The 19432-nt window shown below is 37.3% G+C and carries 14 protein-coding genes; 12 read left to right on the top strand and 2 right to left on the bottom strand.

All coding sequences use genetic code 11. From position 1 onward, the window contains the following. Positions 1-3: 3 nt before the first annotated feature. Positions 4-1956 (bottom strand): sensor histidine kinase, encoded by a 1953-nt coding sequence (locus EGN73_RS17215; RefSeq protein ID WP_219292717.1) that lies wholly within the window; start codon positions 1954-1956, stop codon positions 4-6. Between the two features lie 217 nt (positions 1957-2173). Between EGN73_RS17215 and EGN73_RS17210 the strand changes: the two genes are divergently transcribed. Continuing rightward, positions 2174-3973 (top strand): adenosylcobalamin-dependent ribonucleoside-diphosphate reductase, encoded by a 1800-nt coding sequence (locus tag EGN73_RS17210; protein ID WP_219292715.1) that lies wholly within the window; start codon positions 2174-2176, stop codon positions 3971-3973. 302 nt (positions 3974-4275) lie between these two features. On the opposite strand, the gene EGN73_RS17205 is transcribed toward EGN73_RS17210, so the two are convergent. Continuing rightward, a complete protein-coding gene (locus tag EGN73_RS17205) occupies positions 4276-4719 on the bottom strand; it encodes an Hsp20/alpha crystallin family protein (protein ID WP_219292713.1) in 444 nt (147 codons plus the stop codon). A gap of 279 nt (positions 4720-4998) precedes the next feature. Between EGN73_RS17205 and EGN73_RS17200 the strand changes: the two genes are divergently transcribed. The 11 genes from EGN73_RS17200 (at position 4999) to iolC (ending at position 19399) form a co-directional block, all read left to right on the top strand. Continuing rightward, the gene (locus tag EGN73_RS17200) at positions 4999-5277 is read left to right on the top strand and encodes a JAB domain-containing protein (RefSeq protein WP_219292711.1); all 279 of its coding nucleotides are present in this window, start codon (positions 4999-5001) and stop codon (positions 5275-5277) included. A 523-nt stretch (positions 5278-5800) separates the two neighbouring features. Then, positions 5801-6403 (top strand): RNA polymerase sigma factor, encoded by a 603-nt coding sequence (locus EGN73_RS17195; RefSeq protein WP_219292709.1) that lies wholly within the window; start codon positions 5801-5803, stop codon positions 6401-6403. Positions 6404-6797: 394 nt separating this feature from the next. Beyond that, the gene (locus EGN73_RS17190; RefSeq protein WP_219292707.1) at positions 6798-7889 is read left to right on the top strand and encodes a FecR family protein; all 1092 of its coding nucleotides are present in this window, start codon (positions 6798-6800) and stop codon (positions 7887-7889) included. A gap of 151 nt (positions 7890-8040) precedes the next feature. Further along, positions 8041-11409, top strand: coding sequence for a SusC/RagA family TonB-linked outer membrane protein (locus EGN73_RS17185; RefSeq protein WP_219292705.1), 3369 nt, complete (start codon positions 8041-8043; stop codon positions 11407-11409). Positions 11410-11427: 18 nt separating this feature from the next. Next, positions 11428-13122, top strand: coding sequence for a RagB/SusD family nutrient uptake outer membrane protein (locus EGN73_RS17180; protein WP_219292703.1), 1695 nt, complete (start codon positions 11428-11430; stop codon positions 13120-13122). A gap of 31 nt (positions 13123-13153) precedes the next feature. Further along, the gene (locus tag EGN73_RS17175; RefSeq protein WP_246611642.1) at positions 13154-15637 is read left to right on the top strand and encodes a hypothetical protein; all 2484 of its coding nucleotides are present in this window, start codon (positions 13154-13156) and stop codon (positions 15635-15637) included. A gap of 189 nt (positions 15638-15826) precedes the next feature. After that, the gene (locus EGN73_RS22685; RefSeq protein ID WP_281422296.1) at positions 15827-15937 is read left to right on the top strand and encodes a hypothetical protein; all 111 of its coding nucleotides are present in this window, start codon (positions 15827-15829) and stop codon (positions 15935-15937) included. Positions 15938-16096: 159 nt separating this feature from the next. Then, on the top strand, positions 16097-16387 hold the full coding sequence (locus EGN73_RS17165) for a hypothetical protein (RefSeq protein WP_219292699.1): 291 nt from the start codon (positions 16097-16099) through the stop codon (positions 16385-16387). Between the two features lie 145 nt (positions 16388-16532). Next, complete coding sequence (locus tag EGN73_RS17160; RefSeq protein ID WP_219292697.1) at positions 16533-17504, top strand: class II fructose-bisphosphate aldolase; 972 nt, start codon at positions 16533-16535, stop codon at positions 17502-17504. Positions 17505-17508: 4 nt separating this feature from the next. Further along, positions 17509-18399, top strand: coding sequence for a 5-deoxy-glucuronate isomerase (gene iolB, locus EGN73_RS17155; protein ID WP_219292695.1), 891 nt, complete (start codon positions 17509-17511; stop codon positions 18397-18399). Further along, complete coding sequence (iolC, locus tag EGN73_RS17150) at positions 18380-19399, top strand: 5-dehydro-2-deoxygluconokinase (protein ID WP_246611641.1); 1020 nt, start codon at positions 18380-18382, stop codon at positions 19397-19399. Before iolB ends, iolC begins: the two co-directional genes overlap by 20 nt. The last annotated feature ends 33 nt before the right edge of the window (positions 19400-19432 follow it).

Here is a 19432-nt window from a genome sequence, read left to right as displayed (position 1 = left end):
AGGTTAATTTAAGTGTTGGGTACTTGAATTTGTTGGATCCGGAAGTAATACCGAGAAAGTACTTCCTATATTTTCTTTACTTTTTATATTAATAGTACCTCCCATCAACTCTATAAATTTCTTTACAATGTTGAGCCCTAAACCGGTACCCTGAATATGGGATACATTTTCAGCTCTGAAAAAACGTTCGAAAATCAAAGGGAGATCCTTGGCTGGAATACCCAAGCCTTTGTCATGGAAAGTCAGTGTAAGCTTACCCGGTAAAATAGAGGAACTAAATTTAATTGAACTGTGTGGATGCGAATATTTGATTGCATTGGAAAGTAGGTTGACAACAATATTTCTCAAAATTTTTTTATCGGTTAACCAATACTTTTCTCCTTTATGTTTATAATCCAAAACCTGATGGTTTTTCACCTGAAGCTCCATTTCCTTAACAATCTCTTTCAAAAATGTATCCAGCTCTATTTGGACATATTCAACCTTGACCTTTCCTTCTTCCAGTTTGCTCAATGAAAGAAAATCATCAAGGATGTCTGTAAGGTCATTCACAGATTTGCTTATTCGGTTAAGGTGCATAAGTTTTAATTGGTTTAAGGCTTCACCTGAAAAAGTTTTTAATAGGTAGGCTGATGTCAAAATGGTCGCCAATGGAGTTCTGAATTCGTGCGAAGCTGTCGAAATAAACCTTGTTTTGATGATTCCTAATTCCTTTTCTCTTTCAAGGTTTTTCTTGAGCTCAAGCTCATTTTTTTTAATGTTTGTGAAATCTGAAATGACAATTAAAGCTTTGTCAATAATTTGGTTTTCTTTAGGTAGTGGGACAGCTTTTAAATTGTAAAAATTTTCTTCAACTGCGATCTCGAGAGATATCGTTTTACCCAAAAAAGCCTTTTTCAACTCTAAATTTAATTTTTGCTTTTCTACAGGATTCATTAATGTGAAAATTTTTCCATCAAGAAGGTATTTGTCCTGAAGTTTGATTTCCAGGCTATCCTCTTCAGTGACCAGTAAGTGCTTTAAATTTTTGTCTACAATACCAATAATGCCACTTGGAAAGTGCTTGGCCATAGCTTTATATAGCTTGTGGGATTCTATAAGTCTCTTTTCTGCTTTTTCCCTAGCTAAAATTTCTCTTTGGAGATCGGAATTCATCTTTTCCAGATTTGAAAATGCATCTGTGAGCTTTTTGGTCCTATCCAATACCCTGATTTCCAATTCTTCATTTAATTGCCGGATCTTTTTAAGATCATTTTTCCGGTCGGTTATATCATTTACAAAAACAATGGTCATCAACCCGTCATTTCCGAAAAAATTGGCCATGCTGACTTCCGAAATGAACCCAGTCCCATCTTTGCGATTGGCTCCTAGCTCAAGAACTTTATCTTTATTTCTATGGTGGGGAAATTGGTGGAACCTTGTTCTTAATAAATCATGGTTATTGCTGAACCTTTCCAATATAAATTGATCAATGATCTTGGCCTTTAGCTCTTGTTCTTGATATCCGAATATTTTTATTGCCTGAGAGTTGATCATTATTATTTCACCCTTTGGATTGACCACGATAATTCCTTCTGTCGAATTTTCAAATATGGCATTTAAATGATTTCTTGCTGTTTTTTCATTTCTTAGGGTTTGTTTTATGTAAATACCCAGACATACAATCACCCATACATTTACACCGGCTAATAACCTGTTGTTGGTTAAAAAGGCTTTTCCATTGAAGTCGGAATTCAAGTACCCTACTGCGATAAAAACTGTAGTGATTAATCCGATAAAGCATGCTTCTTTTTTAGATTCCAGAGCAAGCAAAATGAAAGGAAGCACTATTAAATAGGATAAAGTAATCAGTTTGTTGCCAGGAAAAAGTTCATAGATAAAAAATCCTGAAAGCATAAGGACTCCAGCCAGAAGCACCAGTTTTTTTCTTTTTTTATGCCTGATCAAAACCATCATGATTATCCCCGGAAACAAATAATAACCCTAAACAAAACATAATTCTATGACAAAATTATATTTTGTATAAATCTAATAAAATGAGTAATGATGTTACTTAATATGACTTTTATCATAATTTAAACTTCAAAAATCTTTTATCTTCATAAGATTTGTCATTATGTAATTTAGATAAAGCAAATACCTTTAGTCCCAGAATAAACCGGGACTGGACACCATGCAAGAAATTACCGATAAAGCACACACTCTCCTGAAAAGTCGCTATCTATTGGAGGATGTTAAAAGCCATAGCTTGGAATCCCCTGAACAAATGTTTAGTCGGGTAGCGGTAGCGGTGGGCAATGCGGAGAAGAATTACAGAACTCATCAAAGTAAAAGTTTTTGGGAAGGTAGATTTTTCGAATTGATGCGGAATTATTTGTTTTTACCAAATTCAACAACCTTGATCAATGCCGGTAAGCCTTTTCAGCAATTATGTGCCTGTTTTGTCTTGCCGGTATCTGATGACAAAGCTGCAATGGACGAGTGCATGAGGGTTTCTGCTATGATTCAGGAAAATTCCGGGGGGACAGGTTACGATTTATCAGGTCTGAATCCAAGGGGTGAAACAACATTAAAAGGGGAGTCATACAAAGGGCCTATAGATTTTATCAGACAGATAGATTCTTTGACAGAAATCATAATGAAGCCCGGAAGAAGAAAAGGAGCCAATATGGGTGCTTTGCATGTTTCGCATCCCGATATTGAAGAGTTCGTAAATGCTAAGGTTTCAGGAAGTGATTTCCAAAATTTTAATATTTCTGTAGGGATCACGGATGAATTTATGCAAGCCATGTTCCAGGACAAAGTTTTTGAGCTTATACATCCAGAAAGTGGTGAAGTAATAAGAAAAATACCAGCCAAATATTTATGGAAATCAATTGTCCGCCAAGCATGGTGGAATGGTGATCCAGGAATACTGTTTTTGGATGAGATTAATAGACATAATCCGACGCCAAGCTTAGGGAGAATAACAGGGACCAACCCTTGTGGGGAAGTTCCTTTATTACCTTATGAGGCGTGTAACTTAGGATCCCTCAACTTAGCAAAAATGGTCGCTTTACCATTCTCAAAATCCTCCTTTATAAACTGGAAAAAGCTTGGGGAAACTGTAAACACCGCAATTCGCTTTTTGGATAATGTAATTGACGTGAATAACTACCCAATACCCCAAATTGAATTCATGGCCAAAGGCAATAGGAAGGTTGGATTAGGTGTGATGGGTTGGGCCGATATGCTGATTCGTTTGGGGATCCCCTATACAAGTAATGAAGCTATAGAATTGGCTTCCAAAATCATGAAATTTATTAAAGAAAAGTCATGGAACGCATCCTTTGACCTGGCTTTGGAAAGAGAACCTTTTCCCAATTGGGAAAAGAGTATCTATTATCCAATGCAGCCACTGAGAAATGCGACTTGTACTGCAATTGCCCCAACTGGATCCATTTCTTTTCTTGCTGAAGTTTCCCCTTCTATTGAACCTTTATTTACTTTAAACAACAGGCAAGAATACCAATTGAAAAACCAAACTCCACAGAGTTTAAATCCTGCTCTTGAGTCAATTTTAACCTCAAGAGGTCTGTATTCAAAAGGAATAATTGATAGAATTTGCGCAGAAGGAAAACTGAAAAATATACCCGGTCTACCTGAAGATTTAAAAGAACTGTTTAAAACAGCACAGGAAGTTCCTTTTCAAATCCATTTGAAACATCAACTGGCTTTCCAGAATCATACCGACAATGCCATTTCAAAAACCATTAACCTTCCAGAATCTGCTACGATGACGGAAGTTGATTGGGCTTTTAAGATGGCCTGGTACGGAGGGGCTAAGGGTGTCACCGTTTATAGAAATAGATCTAAGGAACATCAGCCCTTTGAATCCATTGACGGTCAGATAGTTCATGAGCAATGCTTTTGTAATGATTCTTTACTTTACTTAAACAGTATCCATGCAAGATTGAAAAAATTGTTAACTTAAATAGAGAAGCAATGAAAATAATGAAGTCGATTTTAAGTTTGTTAGCTGGTATGTTAACCGGAGTTTTGGCAAGTTATATGGTCGGACCTGAAAATAGGACTGCTATTAAGAGGAAAATGCTCAATTTTAAAAAGTCAAATTTCTTTTGACTATAACCTCAAATTGGTTTTCAGGTTTTGCTTATTTCAAAAATGGAGATTTGTTGGATTGCTTTAGATGCAAAGAAATCCGAAGGTTTTATCTAAAAGAGGCTTAGCTCAAGTTTAATAACTTGAGAAAGCCTTGATCAGTGGTCTTTTTCTTTATTTTATCTTTATTTCTTTGGAAGGAATTGCTTTTTCCTCTTCTTTTTTCTGCATCCTTACTTTGAGGATTCCATCAATGTATTCTGCATGGACTTTGTCAGTATCGACATTTTTTGGAAGGGTAAATGACCTGTTGAACGAATTCAAACTGAACTCCTTTCTTGTGAAATGTTCATTTTCTTCTGTTTTTTCAACTTCTTTTTTAGCCAGAACAGTCATTAAACTGTTTTGAATCTCAATATGAAAGTCCTTTTTATCAAATCCTGGGACAGCAAACTCAATGTTGAATTCTTTGCCACTTTCTCTGATGTTTACAGCTGGCAATTTCTTGTGAAGTTCAAGTTGCAATCCAGTAGGACTGAAAATACTGTCATTATCCAATAAGTCTGAGATTAAGGTAGGTAGAAAACCTACCTCTTTGTTTTCATTTAATAGTTTCATGGTACATTAATTTAAATTAAGTGAGGAAGATTTGAATTGATAGCGAAATTTAAAAAAGTTGTATTTTGAAAATAATGATGTTTTCAGCCCCACATTGAGACTTTTGTCATTTTCAATGAAAAATAAATTCCAGGTATGTGAATCCATTATGTTAAAATCTTGGGCAAAAGATTTTCACCTAATGATTAGCCTTAAAAAATCAAATATCGGGAATACTTCGCTGTACCAGTTGATAAACCAATAACCACCAGGTCATGAGAAAAATAAAGATGGGCAGCGGTGGAACAAATAGCACCATCTCAAACCCCCAAAGAGAATTTTAAACATGCTTTGGAAAACCAGAGCTGCTCATTGATCCTGGTGCACAACCATCCTTCAGGAAATATCAGACCTTCGGAACAGGACAAAAGACTGACCCAGAAACTCTCCGATGCCGGGAAACACCTGGACATCATCGTGCTGGACCATATCATTTTTACTGAAGTGCTTAATCAGCTTTGCAGACGAAGGCAAGAAGTAATGGAAAGTGGAGGGAGGGGTGCCTCCTTTTTTGCCTGAATCTTCTAAAAGTGATTTGTTGAGCTTTGCGGTCCTAAAACAAATATCAAACTCTTCGTACCTTCCAATCCAAAGACTTTTATTCCTATTTCGTTTAATTCCCTACACAGTCACTCTTCTCCGCAACCAATATCCAAAACCGATTGGGTGTTTTATTTTTAATCGCTTCAAGAATGGCAGGATTACTCATTTCCTTTGAAGGAATAACCTTATTGTCAATAATTTCAATCCATTGGGATGCATTTTCAAGCCAAGTGCTTAAAATCAGTTTTTCAAGTCTTATTTTAAGATATGTTTTAAGCCCGGTTTCTGTTGTTTTTGGAAGGTATTGACCGCTATTTTTTGCATTACTTTTGAATCATAATTTTAGATTGAAAATTCAAAACTTTTGGTTGATTGTTAGGTGCTGGGGTGTTTTTCAATATAATATTTCATTTTATTAGTCTATTGAAACGATTAGAGTTTGCTATATTCTATTTGTTGTTTATATTGTTTCCTATAATTATCAAGCCCAAAATATTCCTTGAAACCAAATTCGACTATTTTACCCTCCCAGGAAGGGCCAAATGATTTTTGGCTATTATTGATTTCCGGAGATCGGAAAGGATTAGAAGGCTTGTATAAAGTTTATTCAATGGATCTATTCAGGTTTGGATTGTCCATATTGCCCGATGAGGATTTTATTCAGGATTGTATACAGGAGGTTTTTATAGATTTGTGGAAATACCATAAGACACTTCAGCCTGCCAACAATGTGAAAGTTTACATTTTTAAATCGCTATCCAGGAAAATAAGCAGGGAAATCAATAAAGAGAAAAAATGGAATAAAGAGCAAATAAAAGAAAGCAATACCCGGGATTTCTACATAGAATCTGTCGAACCCAGAATTATTGAAAATCAAAAGGAGGAAGATCTGAAAATTAAAATTGCGGGGGCTTTGGAGAACCTTCCACCTAGACAAAAAGAAGTAATCCTTTACCTCTTCTTTGAAGATTTTTCCTACGAAGAAGTGTCTAAGATGATGGGGATAAACCTTAGGTCTGTCTACACTTTGGCCTGGAAGGCAATTTCAACCCTTAAAAAAACTTTTTCATCAATAATTTTATTTTGTAATTTTTTTATTTGAGGAAGCTTTAATTTCTATAAGTGTATCAATTATTGAATTGGCTACTTCTTTACCTATGAAAAAAAATTTTCCTCTTAATTCTATCTGCTATTTAAAGCTGACAAAGGGGATTTCTTTATTTCTTATATAAATTCTAATAAGTGGACAATGTGTTGTTTTGTATATCAAATAGATGAAAGGAACAATTCTAATGTCTTTCCAAATAATTTGATTTTTAAACCTGCTCAGATTTGCCCATAAGTAGTGTTTTATTGGAAAATATGCTCATATCATTCCGTTATTTTTTAAAGTTTACCCAAAGAGGAAGACCTGTCAAAAAAAAAAGTAAAATTTTTTGCTTAATCACGGATAACTTTATCAATTTTTTGTCTCATTTATTTGTAGACCTTTTATTATGTGTAAATCTGAATATAGCGTAGAAGATTTTGTTTTGGACCCGGAGTTCAAAAAGTGGGTATTGAATCCTGATGTGGAGACCAAAACTTATTGGGAAGAGTATTTGAAAAAAAATCCTTCTAAATACCAAGATATTGTATTGGCCAGAAAATTACTTTTGAACCTTTCAAGGAAAACCAAAAAGGTTTCAGAAGAGCGGGTTCAAGATGCTTGGACAAATATTGAAAAGTCAATAGATACTATGGATTCAAAAGAGTTTATAGGAAGTATTATACCAATGGATTCCCAAAGCAGCCTAAAAAAATATGCGGCTCCAACCAGACAGGCATTTGTTTTCGACCAATTTTCTAAAATAGCAGCTATTCTGGTTCTTGCTTTTATGTTGGCGATCTCTTTTAAATATATTTTTCAACCGAAAGCCATCCTTTACAGTGAAATCCCAATTGAATACCAGGAACATATTGTCTCTCCTGGAATGAAATCCAGTCTGACGCTTGTGGATGGATCTAAAGTAATTCTCAATTCGGGAAGTACGATGAGGTACGTTAAAAATTTCGAAACTCATAAAAGAGAGATTGAACTGACAGGGGAAGCTTATTTTGAAGTCGTTAAGGATCCAAATCGTCCATTTATCGTGAGGACGGGTAAGGTCTCCACGCAGGTTTTAGGTACCTCTTTCAATATCAAAGCATTTGAAAATGAAACCCTTGAAGTATCACTTTTAACAGGGGAAGTAGAAGTCGCAGTGGATTTGGAAATCCCACAAAAAATCAGGTTGACTCCTGGTGAAGCATTGAGTTTTAAAGCTGAAAATCAAAATATCCGGAAAGGTCAATTCGATTCCAATAAAGTCTTGGCATGGACACAAAAAACCATAGTTTTTGATCAAGCGCAGATGGTTGAGGTTAAAAGGGTTTTGGAGAATTGGTACGGATTGGAAATTCGATTCATGAATCAGCCAGCTAGGGATCTTGAAATATCCGCAAAATTTAAGGATCAGAGTCTTAAAGATGTACTTGAAGGATTGAGTTATTCTGCCAGGTTTGCATTTGAAATACAAAATGACCGAGTTAATATAACCTTTAAATAAAAGATGCCTATGGTAAAAAAAATAAAGTAAAAAGGGCCATAAATGGATTACACTTACAGCCCTCTGGACACCGGAAAAGAGACGGCAATCTCATTTCCGACAAGTGTTCATTTAAACAATTAGCGATAGCCTAAATAAACGAAGTAAAGATATGAAAAAAAGTATACTTAAGCATGTTATCTACATGACCAAATTATTTACCATTGCTTTCCTGTTTCTAAGTTTGTCCATGAGTTTGCTCCTTGCAAATGATGGAACTGCTCAGGTCAAAAGCATAGAGGAAGTTACCGTATACCTTTCCCTTAAGGATGTAAATGTGGAAGGGGCTTTTAAAGAACTTGAAAAAAAAACCGGATATAATTTTGTATTTGCCAGAAGGGAAACTAAAAATTTGCCGGTAATTACATTAGAAGGCAATGGGAAGACAGTTTATGATCTCTTGATTGATATAGCTACACAGACCTCCTTAAGTTTTAAGCAAGTGAATGAGAACATTCATGTGAAAGCTTCTAGAAAAAAGGATACTGAAGTGGTTGTAAGAAATGAAGAATTTATCTTGATTACTGGTACTGTCAAAGATGAGTTAGGTGAGCCCCTTCCCGGAGTAACCGTTTCGATTGAAGGTACCTCTTTAGGGACTGTAACAGATATTGATGGAAATTATAGTCTTGATGTTCCGGAAAATGGAGTTTTGATTTTTTCATTCATTGGCTTTGAGAGACAAAGGGTAGTGGTAGGAAATAATTCAACCATTGATGTCACACTAGTAGAGGATGCTAGTTCCCTTCAGGAAGTTGTGGTTGTGGGATATGGGGTTCAAACCAAAAAGGACTTGACTGGATCAGTTTCTACTGTCAATAATGAAAGTATAAACAATCGAAAAGCGATTCAATTGTCAGACGCACTTCAAGGTGCGATGGCAGGCGTAACAGTTTCAAGAACTGGAAGCGCTCCTGGTCAGGAATCAACTATCAGAGTTAGGGGGGTAACTTCATTAAATGTGAATGATCCGCTGGTAATTGTTGACGGGGTGCCGGGATTAAGTTTGGAGGATATCAACCCCAATGATGTTGAAAATATAACGGTACTCAAGGACGCAGCCTCTCAGGCTATTTATGGCGCCAGAGCTGCTGCAGGCGTTATTTTAGTAACTACAAAGAGAGGGAAAGAGGGTAAAATACAAATTAATTATGATTCAGATTTTGGCTTTAATTCTCCTACAACCTTACCAAAATTTACAGATGCAAAAACTTTTAGAGAGCTGAGTAATGAAAGGTCTTTAAATGATGGGGGCGGAATAATTTTTGACCCTGATGTAAATCAAAACTACGAGCAGCTAAATAGAGAGGATCCTGATAGGTATCCAAATACAGATTGGCAAGCACTTATTTTCAATAATAATCCTTCTTTAAGGCAAAGACATGACCTATCCCTTGCCATGGGAACTGAGCGTTTATTTACAAGAGCATCTTTTGGCTACATGAAAGAAGATGGCCTTTTTGATAATATTGGTTTTGACAGGATTACATTTAGAGTCAACAATGATATCAAATTCTCGAAGATATTAAGTGCAAACGTAGATCTTGGGTATAGAGGTTCGAATTCCACAAATCCGGCATTTCCAGGAGGAGCCGTAGCAGAGGCAAGGAGATACCCTGCTTGGTTTTCCGGCATTCGTCAGGATGGACAATGGGGAGAAGGTAAGGATGGTGATAATCCCTATGCAGAAGTAGTAGAAGGCGGAAATATCCAAAATAGAAGAGATGTTTTCAATGCGACCTTAGGCTTTACACTTACCCCAGTTGAAGGTCTGAATATAAGAGCCAACGTGTCTCCTGTTTATGAATTTGGACAATTCGAAACTTTTAGAACTCCACCAATAATCCCCAGATTGGATGGGGGGTTTTTTCCACAAAATCAGCTTAACTTATCATTAGGAAATCAGAAAGTATTTTCTTTGACCAACCAACTATTTGCATCGTACCAAAAGTCGGTAAATGACCATAATTTTGATGCATTGATTGGGTATGAGTCCTTCAAGACTAGTTGGGAACAGGTTAATGCGCAAGCCAGAGACCTTTCTGTAAGGTTACCCGCTTTGGCATTCGGTGACAGATCTTTGGCCACAAATCAACAGTTTGCATCAGAAAATGCCTTGGAATCCTATTTCGGGAGGTTCTCATACGATTATAAGAGTAAATATTATTTTCAAACCAATTTCAGGGCAGATGGATCTTCCAGATTTGCCACTGATGTAAGATGGGGATTTTTTCCATCGGCATCTGTTGGTTGGGTGATATCGAATGAAGATTTCACATTGCCGGGATTTATTTCATTTCTAAAGTTTAGGGCTTCTTATGGGGAGGTTGGAAATGAAAGGGTCGGTAATGCGAGAACTGGCGGTGCTGAATTCTTTAATTTTTATCCATACCAGGGAATATTTCAGCCGATAACAAATATTTTGTTTTTCAATAACAACCAAATCTCGCCTGCCTTAGGACTGGTTCAAAACTTCTTATCAGATAATTTGATCCAGTGGGAGAAAACCAAAACGATCAATGCAGGGCTTGATTTCGGTTTTTTTGATGATAAGCTGACACTGTCAGCTGATTACTATGTGAGAAGAACAGACGATATCATTGACTTGTTGGATATTCCAAATTACCTCGGTTTTCCTCAAAATACCAGAACAAATGTAGCTTCTATGGAAGCTTCGGGGCTTGATCTTGAGTTAGGTTACAGAGGCAATTTTGGAAGGTTGAATTATTCAATAAATGGTAATGCTGCTTTTGTCAATACTTTGGTAACAAACCTTGGAGGAGATTTCTTTCTCTCCGGAGGAGGGACTTTAATAAATCGTCCTGGATACGCATACAATGAATGGTTTGGGTTTAGAACTGATGGCTTGTTTCAAACCCAAGAAGAAGCAGACCTTTATGGAACTGGAGCAAGTGCCGGCGATGTGAAAATTCTGGATTTAAATGGCGATGGAATTATCAATGAAGAGGACAGAGTGCCATTAGGGCCTTCTCTGCCAAGGTTAAATTATGGTGGGTCAATATCCCTAAGTTATAATAATTTTGATTTTAACCTTGTAGCCTACGGAGTTGGAAAGCATACAAGAAGATACGAAGGCTTTCAGGTAAGACCTTTTGATCAAGCTTTTGGGAATATTCCACTCAATATTGTAGGTAACTTCTGGAGCCCTGAAAATAGTCCCGAAGAAAATCTTGCCGCAACTTATCCAAGGTTATCCCAAACTTCTTTTAGGAACTATGATAACTCGGATTTTTGGTTGTTTAACGGTGGCTTCTTAAGAATTCAAAATATTACCTTGGGTTACTCCCTGCCTTTAGAGGTTATCGAAAGAGTTAAACTGAATAGGGTTAGGGCTTATTTGAGTTTAAGAGACTTTTTTACGATTGAAAGAAACTTCTTGGATGGGTGGGACCCCGAGGCTGGGGATACGAGCTACCCAATTATGAAGTCAGTCATTGTTGGATTTCAAGTCCAGTTTTAAACTTTAAAGGATAAAATCATGAAATATTCAATAAGGATAATTTATATAACATTTACGGCATTATTATTCAATGCATGTGCTGATTTGGATCTTACTCCTAAGACCGGAATTTCAACAGAAAATTTCTTCAGAAATCTTCCTGAGCTGGAAATTGGGTTGAATGCTCTTTATGAAAGAAGACTTTGGAAAATCGATGAGGATTGGTGGACTGATGATATGTTCCATAGAGGTTTTCCAATTACAAATGACATTGTAACCGCTAATATCAATTCTGAGTCTAACATCCCAGGTTCCTATTGGACTGATTTGTACGATGGAATAAAAAGAGCAAATACAGTTCTTCAGGCTTTAGAAAACCTGAGGGGGATTGAAAGTGAAAATGAACTTAATAGAATTGAAGGAGAGGCGCGGGCAATTAGAGCTTATTTTTATGGGGTTTTGGTAACAAAGTTTGGTGATGTTCCACTATTGACCACCAATATTCCCTTGAATGAAGCTTATGACGTGACCAGAACTGGTGTCGAGGAAGTGAAAAACTTTATTTATAGTGAATTAGACGAAGCGGCAATACTGTTGCCAAGAAATAATGAAAATAGGGCCAACCAGGGTTTTGCCTTGGGGATAAAAGCAAGGATAGCGTTGTACCTAGGAGATTTTCAAACTTCAAAGGCTGCGTCCCAAGCAGTAATAGACCTGGGGATTTATGAACTGGATGATAACTTCAGGACGTTATTCCTAAAAGAAGGGGCAGCAAGCAGAGAAAATATCTACTTTATTCCGCAAAGCCAGGATTTCAATGTCAATTTTGACAACTCATTAACCAGGGATTTTATTCCTCGAAATGCCGGAGGTTTTGGAGCTGCTTTACCCACTTTTGAGGCCATACACGTTTTTGAGTGTACTGATGGCAACACAATAGACAACTCACCTTTGTACGATCCAAGAAATCCTTTTGAAAATAGGGATCCCAGATTAATAGAGACCATAGTGGAGTTTGGTACTCCTTGGTTAGGGTTTATTTACCAGCCTCATCCTGATTCTGTCACAACTCTTAATGTCTTAAATAATTCCAGGGTGACAAATAACGATTCAAGGGGAGTTGCAATTTTTGCATCATTCACAGGTATGCTTTGGAAAAAAGGGATTGAACAGCGCTGGGCAGATAATCCAAGATTGGCAGATCCAAATCTGACTGTTTTGAGGTATGCAGATATTTTATTGATGCATGCCGAATCATTAATTGAACTTAATGAAGATCTGTCAACTGCCAGAAATTTAATTAATCAGGTCAGAGCACGTGCGTATGGTGTTGGGGCAGATCAAACAGACTTGTATCCTGTTATTACTGAAACTGATCAAATGGGTTTAAGGGTTAGACTTAGACGTGAAAGGAGGGTGGAGTTTATGAGAGAAGGCTTACGTTATCAGGACATTATCAGATGGAGAATTGGAAATAAAGCAATTGCAAGACAGGTTCTGGGAATGCCCCAACCTACCACCCAAGACAGGAATCAATGGCCCTTTAATGATCAGATTTTACCCGTAATTGATAATGATGGTGTAGTATTATTTGAAAGTGATCAATTGATTTCAAGGGATTTCGCAAGCCTTCTACAGACCTATAGCTTTGATGAACAAAGAATGTACCTGTGGCCAATACCTGCTTCGGATAGGTTTTTAAACCCAAACTTGACCCAAAACCCGGGCTACTAGAAATCTTTTCTGAAACTACATAACTATATTGATGAAAGCATTTAAGAATATATTATTTATAATATGGGTATTGGTTGCATGCAACGCTGAACAAAACCAGCATGCTGAAGACAAGCCTGATTGGATACAGATAAGTGGTATTTATCCCCATTTAGCATATTATAACGAAGAAGGAGAATGTGGCACAGGAGCAGTGGTTCCCTGGGCAGATAAACTTTGGGTAATCACCTATGGGCCTCATTTGCCTTTTGGTTCCTCAGACAAACTTTATGAAATCGATAATGATTTAAATATGAATGTCCGAGAAGAAAGTATCGGCGGTACTCCTGCAAACAGGATGATCCATGAGGAATCAAATCAGCTCTTTATAGGACCCTATGCAATCAGCCACCAAGGTGAGGTCAGGACAATTCCTTATGACATCATGCCGGGTAGACATACCGGTAATGCAAGACACCTGTTTGATCCTGAAAATAAAATCTATTATGCTACCATGGAAGAGGGTTTTTATGAAGTGGATGTAAGAACCCTCACGCCTACCATGCTTTATGAAGATGCTAATGTAACCATACAAAAGGGAAAAGATACAGAAGCCAACCCTCCAGGCTCTCTTCTTTTGGGAGCGCATGGTAAAGGTGCGTATTCCGGTCAGGGTGTCTTGGTCTATAGCAATAATGGCGAATCAGGAGAAAAAGCCTTAGAGCAGTTTGATATAGAATCCGGGGTTTTGGCTGAATGGGATGGGAAGGATTGGAAAACTGTTCGAAGAGCTCAGTTTGTGGAGGTCACAGGTCCAGGAGGAATCTATGGAAATCCAAATCCTGATACCGACCCAATCTGGGCTACAGGTTGGGATCATAAATCGATTTTGGTGGGGGTAAGAGATAGGGGGGAATGGTCTTTCTATAGACTGCCTAAAGCCAGTCACAGCTATGATGGAGCTCATGGCTGGAACACCGAATGGCCAAGAATCAGAGATATAGGGACACCTGACACTCCTGATTATTTGATGACCATGCATGGGATGTTTTGGAAATTCCCCAGTGGTTTCTCTTCAAAGAACACTGCCGGAATTAGACCTAGGTCAGCCTATCTCAAAATCATTGGGGATTTCACCAGATGGAAAGACCAATTAGTTTTTGGAACTGATGATTCTGCTCAGAAAGAGTTTTTAAATGTCAGAAAGGCTAAAGGCAATATTGAAGGCCCAGGTCAATCCAATTCAAACCTTTGGTTTACCTCCACAGGCCTTCCTGACGAACTAGGACCCTCTGAAGCAAACGGATCTGTTTGGTTGTCAGAAAATGTAAAGGCAGGAGAAGTTTCAGAATCCTTTCTGTTTGCTGGATGGACCAATAGGTCTGTATGGATTCAAAATGAAGGGGGATCTGAAACTGAATTTATTTTTGAGATCGATTTGTATGGTGATAATAATTGGGAAAAGCTTCTGTCCCAAAAAGTGGGGCCAGGAGCATCTTACTTTATTCCATTTAAGACCAATGAAAGAGGAGAGTGGATTAGGGTGAGAGCCGATAATGATACCAAGGCGACAGTTCATTTTTCTTACAACAATGGCGGAAAATCCGAATCTTTTGGGAAATCTGAATTATTCAATGGTGTTGCTAAAGTTGATCAGGAGCATTCAGTAGGTGGATTGTTGTATGGATTAGGTGATAACAGAAGAGCACTGGGAATAGTCTCAGGCACTATAGATAAGAATGGGTTCACTGAATCAGGATATTACGAGTTGGATGAAAAAATGCAGCTTATTCTAAAAACCGATAATGAAACAAGCAACTTTATTAAAACCAAATTTGAAATACCCAAAGATGCCATCATTGTAGAGGAATCTTCGGTTTTGATAATCGATGACAAAGACCGTAGATGGAGATTGCCTTTAGGTGATCCATCATATACCCAATTAACAAATGATGGATTATTGAGAATTTGCAGAGAGGTAGCTACAGAAAGAGACCTGTTCAATGCGCATGGTACTTTTTATGAATTGCCGGCAGAAAATGCTGATGGATACGCAAAAATTAGACCCATATCCTCACATAATTTACAAATCCATGATTATGCATCTTACAGGGGACTCTTGATTATGACAGGAATTGGAAATCAGGTTGAAAATGAACATATCTTCAGATCAGAAGATGGACAAGCAGCAGTTTGGGCAGGTGTTATCGACGATCTTTGGAAATTGGGAAAACCAAAAGGACACGGTGGGCCTTGGAAAAATTCCAAAGTACAACAAGGGGTCGCTTCCGACCCATATCTGATCGGATACTATGACAAAAAAACACTCGAAATAAGCCATGACCTTGATAAAGAAGTTGAATTTACAATTGAAATTGAACCAATTGGACATGGACCTTGGATGAACTACAAGAAAGTTAAAGTCGGTCAAGGAGAGATGTTTAATTATGAATTTCCTGATGGATTTCAGGCCAGATGGATTCGATTTAAGTCAAATGAAAATTGCAATGCCACAGCTTGGCTTGAGTACCAATAAAATGTATTAAAATTACTTGATTGGGTGATTTATTTAACCACTGTTTTTCTGAAACAGTGGTTTTTTTAATATTGGAACGTGTTCTGTTATTTTCAAACTATTTTTTAAACTTAGAGATTAAGAATAAATATAATCCTTAGTTGGAAATGCTATTTCAACAAAGGCTCGCTTTTGTAAGAGAATCCGCCCTTGCTGCGATCAGCGACGGTAAAGAAGTTCATGGTCTGTTATGAAATGTTGGCCAACCCCCAAAGGGACCTGACTGCCGAAAAGGCTGCGGCGGTACTCAAAGGGCTTTGATTTTTAGTTTAAACTAAAATTGTAGGCTAAAGCTTATTTTTCTTACTAATGTCTTCCAAGTTATGCCTGTCTCTGCTCATGTGTCTGATGTGATGGTGTAGATTTTTCAAGGGACTTAAACAGGAGGAGTTTTCTGAGGAGGATTTATTCCGTTCTACCATGCACTCAGAGCATGGACAAGCAGACAGATGGTTCATCATTAGCCATCAAAAGCTCCAGCGAAAGGAGTGGAAAGTCTGCAACATCATTTTGGTTACTTCAGAAAATCTTGGGTTTGTTCTCCGTCAGCTGGATGGGGAGCAGATACAACAATATCAAGACTATGCCATGGAACTGTGTCGAAATGTAATCAAAGAAATTGTTGTTTTCCGATTGGAGAGCATCATTTCAAATAGCCATAAAAAGATCTTTTTGGTGACTATTGATCGAACTATAAGAAGTGCCTTCTAATTTTTTTGGAGAATTATATTTTGCAAATATGATGTGTATGAAATTTAATTTCAACAATGCAAACCTTTGCGTTCGATTTTAATTTTGTTCCCTTTTTTGTCTTAGTTTTTTCCTGTTGTATTGTGATATCAATTTGAATAAAAAGATGAAAATCACAACCAAAGAATTATTTCAAAATTGCTACGGAAAATATGGTATTGCTGCAATCAATGTATTTACAATGGAGCAGGTTTTAGCAGTATTTGAAGCTGCTCAAAAAGCAGATTCACCTGTAATTATCCAAACTACCCCTGTTGCAAGGGATTATGCAAATCCAGCCATCTTAGTCTCAATGACAAAAGCTGCAGCAATGATTTTTCCTAAAGTTGTATACGCTCTTCATTTAGATCATGGATATGAATCACACTTAATTCATGCAATTGATTCCGGTGAATATACTTCAGTAATGATTGATGCTTCTCATGATGATTTTGAAAAAAATGTAAAGAGGACCTGCAATATTGTCAAATTGGCACATGCTAAAGGCATTTCTGTAGAAGCTGAATTAGGAGTTTTAAGTGGGGTGGAAGATGATATTGAAGTCAAAGATGAGTTTGCAAAGTTTACAAATCCGAAGCAAGTGGTAGAATTTGTAGATCGAACTAGCTGTGATTCCCTAGCCATTGCAGTTGGAACAAGTCATGGAGCTTACAAATTCTCCGGTAAGCAAGGGATTAGGTTTGACATATTAAAAGAAATCCAGGATTTATTACCAGGGTACCCTTTAGTATTGCACGGTGGATCATCAGTGGATCCCGAAGAAATTGATAAGATAAATTCTTTTGGAGGTGCCTTAAAGACAGGATCAAGAGGTGTTTCAGACAAGGAAATACAAAACTCCATAAATTTTGGAGTCTGTAAAATAAATATTGCCACTGATTTGAGGGTGTTGTGGACAAGAGTACATAGAGATTTTTTTCAAAATCAACCAGATGGTTTTGATCCTTTGATTCCAGGAAAGATCTATAAAAATGAATTGATTGATTTTTTATTGAAGAAGTTCAAAATGTTGGGATCTGAAGGAATGGCTAAAGGAATTACTGAAGTAATAGATGAAGGAATTACACTTAACAAATAAACTCATGAAAAAGGATAATTTATACCCCTTGCTTGCCAAGCCAATAAAGACAGAAGGTGTTTACCAGAGAGTAACAAAAGAAGATGGAAATTGGGAGTTTCTGAATTTTGAAGCCAGGCTCATGGAAAAGGGAGAAAAATGGAAAGGATTTACCGGAGATAATGAATATGCTATAATCCTGTTATCAGGGAACTTTAAAGTTATATCAGATAAAGGAAGATGGGAAACCTTAAATGGTAGAAAGGATGTGTTTTCTGGAATTGCTCATACTCTGTATCTCCCTAGGCATACTTCTTTTGAATTGGAGGCTACCTCAGACGTATTAGATATTGCTTATGGTTGGTGCGAAACTGATTTGGATTTTGCTCCAATTTTCAAAACTCCTGAAATGGTTGAAATAGAAATAAGAGGTGGAGACAATTCAACTAGGCAAATAAATAGCTTACTGGGCCCGGGTTCTAATTGCCATCGGCTAGTGACAGTAGAAGTGTATACTCCTTCAGGAAATTGGAGTTCTTTCCCCGCTCACAAGCATGATGTACGAAAAGTAGATAATGAGGGCAATCTTCTTGAAGCTCGCCTTGAGGAGACTTATTTCTATAAAACAGATAAACCTCAGGGCTTCGCAATACAACAAATATATACCCAAGATAGAAGCCTTGATGAAATAGCTGTCGCACGCAATAATGATGTAGTCTTGGTCCCGAAAGGGTATCATCCAGTGGTCGCTGGACATGGTTATAATATTTACTATTTAAACTTTTTGACTGGTAGTGACCAATCACTAGCCAACACCCCAGATCCGGATCATGAGTGGATTTTTGATTCGTGGAAAGGGAAGGATGAAAGAATTCCCATGGTAACTGCTAAAATGAATGGAAAAAATGGGATATAATATGGATGTATTAACAATAGGAAGGTCTTCAATAGATCTTTATAGCCAGCAAGTTGGGGCTGATTTTGTGGACATAAAAGGATTTGATGCCTTTGTTGGAGGTTCTCCTTTAAATATTGCTACCGGTTGTAGTAGGTTAGGGCTTAAGACAGCACTTTTTACCGGTGTAGGACAAGATAAAGTAGGTGACTTTATTCTTAATTTTCTTAAGAATGAAAAAATTATTACAGAATATATTCCATTTATACCAGGTGCCAGAAGCAGTGCTGTTATCCTTGGAATACAACCCCCAGATAAATTCCCTTTAGTTTATTACAGAGACAATTGTGCAGATTCAAAAATCACAATAGATCATGCAATGCGGGTACCTTATGAAAAATTCAGATTGATTGAGGTTTCAGGCACTGCACTAAATATTGAGCCCACCAGGTCAACTGTGTTTTTTGCGATTGAACAAGCGAATAAACATCATTTGCCAACAGTTCTTGATATTGATTTCAGAGCTGACCAATGGCATGATGTCAGAGCATTTGGGTTAAACATCCGAGCAATTTTACCTAAAATAAAAATTGCTATAGGAACAGAGGAAGAAATTCTGGCCGCAATGCTAAAAGATCCTTCTCAGGTTACGATTGAACACCAACAGATTTCTGCTCCTACTATCACTGGCGATATAGAGTTAGCAATTAATGAAATTCTAGCTTTAGGGGTTGAAATACTCTTGGTTAAAAGAGGATCGAACGGTGTGTCAATTTATGAAGCCAATGGAAGAGTGACAGAAGTTCCCGGGTTTCCTGTTGTCCCCTTAAATGTACTTGGAGCAGGAGACGCTTTTGCATCTGGATTTATTTACGGATTTCTCAATGGTTGGACTTTGTATAAGGCCTGTCGAATGGGAAATGCAAGTGGAGCTCAGGTAGTGCTGCAACCCGGTTGTGCGAATTTTATGCCTACGCTAGAAGAATCATTACAATTTATTGAAGAGAACGGCGGTTTCTAGGCACTAACAAAAATAACGATTAAACCCAAAATA

It is taken from the genome of Arthrospiribacter ruber, from assembly GCF_019343195.1.
GTDB classification, from domain to species: domain Bacteria; phylum Bacteroidota; class Bacteroidia; order Cytophagales; family Cyclobacteriaceae; genus Arthrospiribacter; species Arthrospiribacter ruber.
The sequence above is the reverse complement of the archived record's forward strand: the minus strand, read 5'-3'. Positions and strand labels throughout refer to the sequence as shown.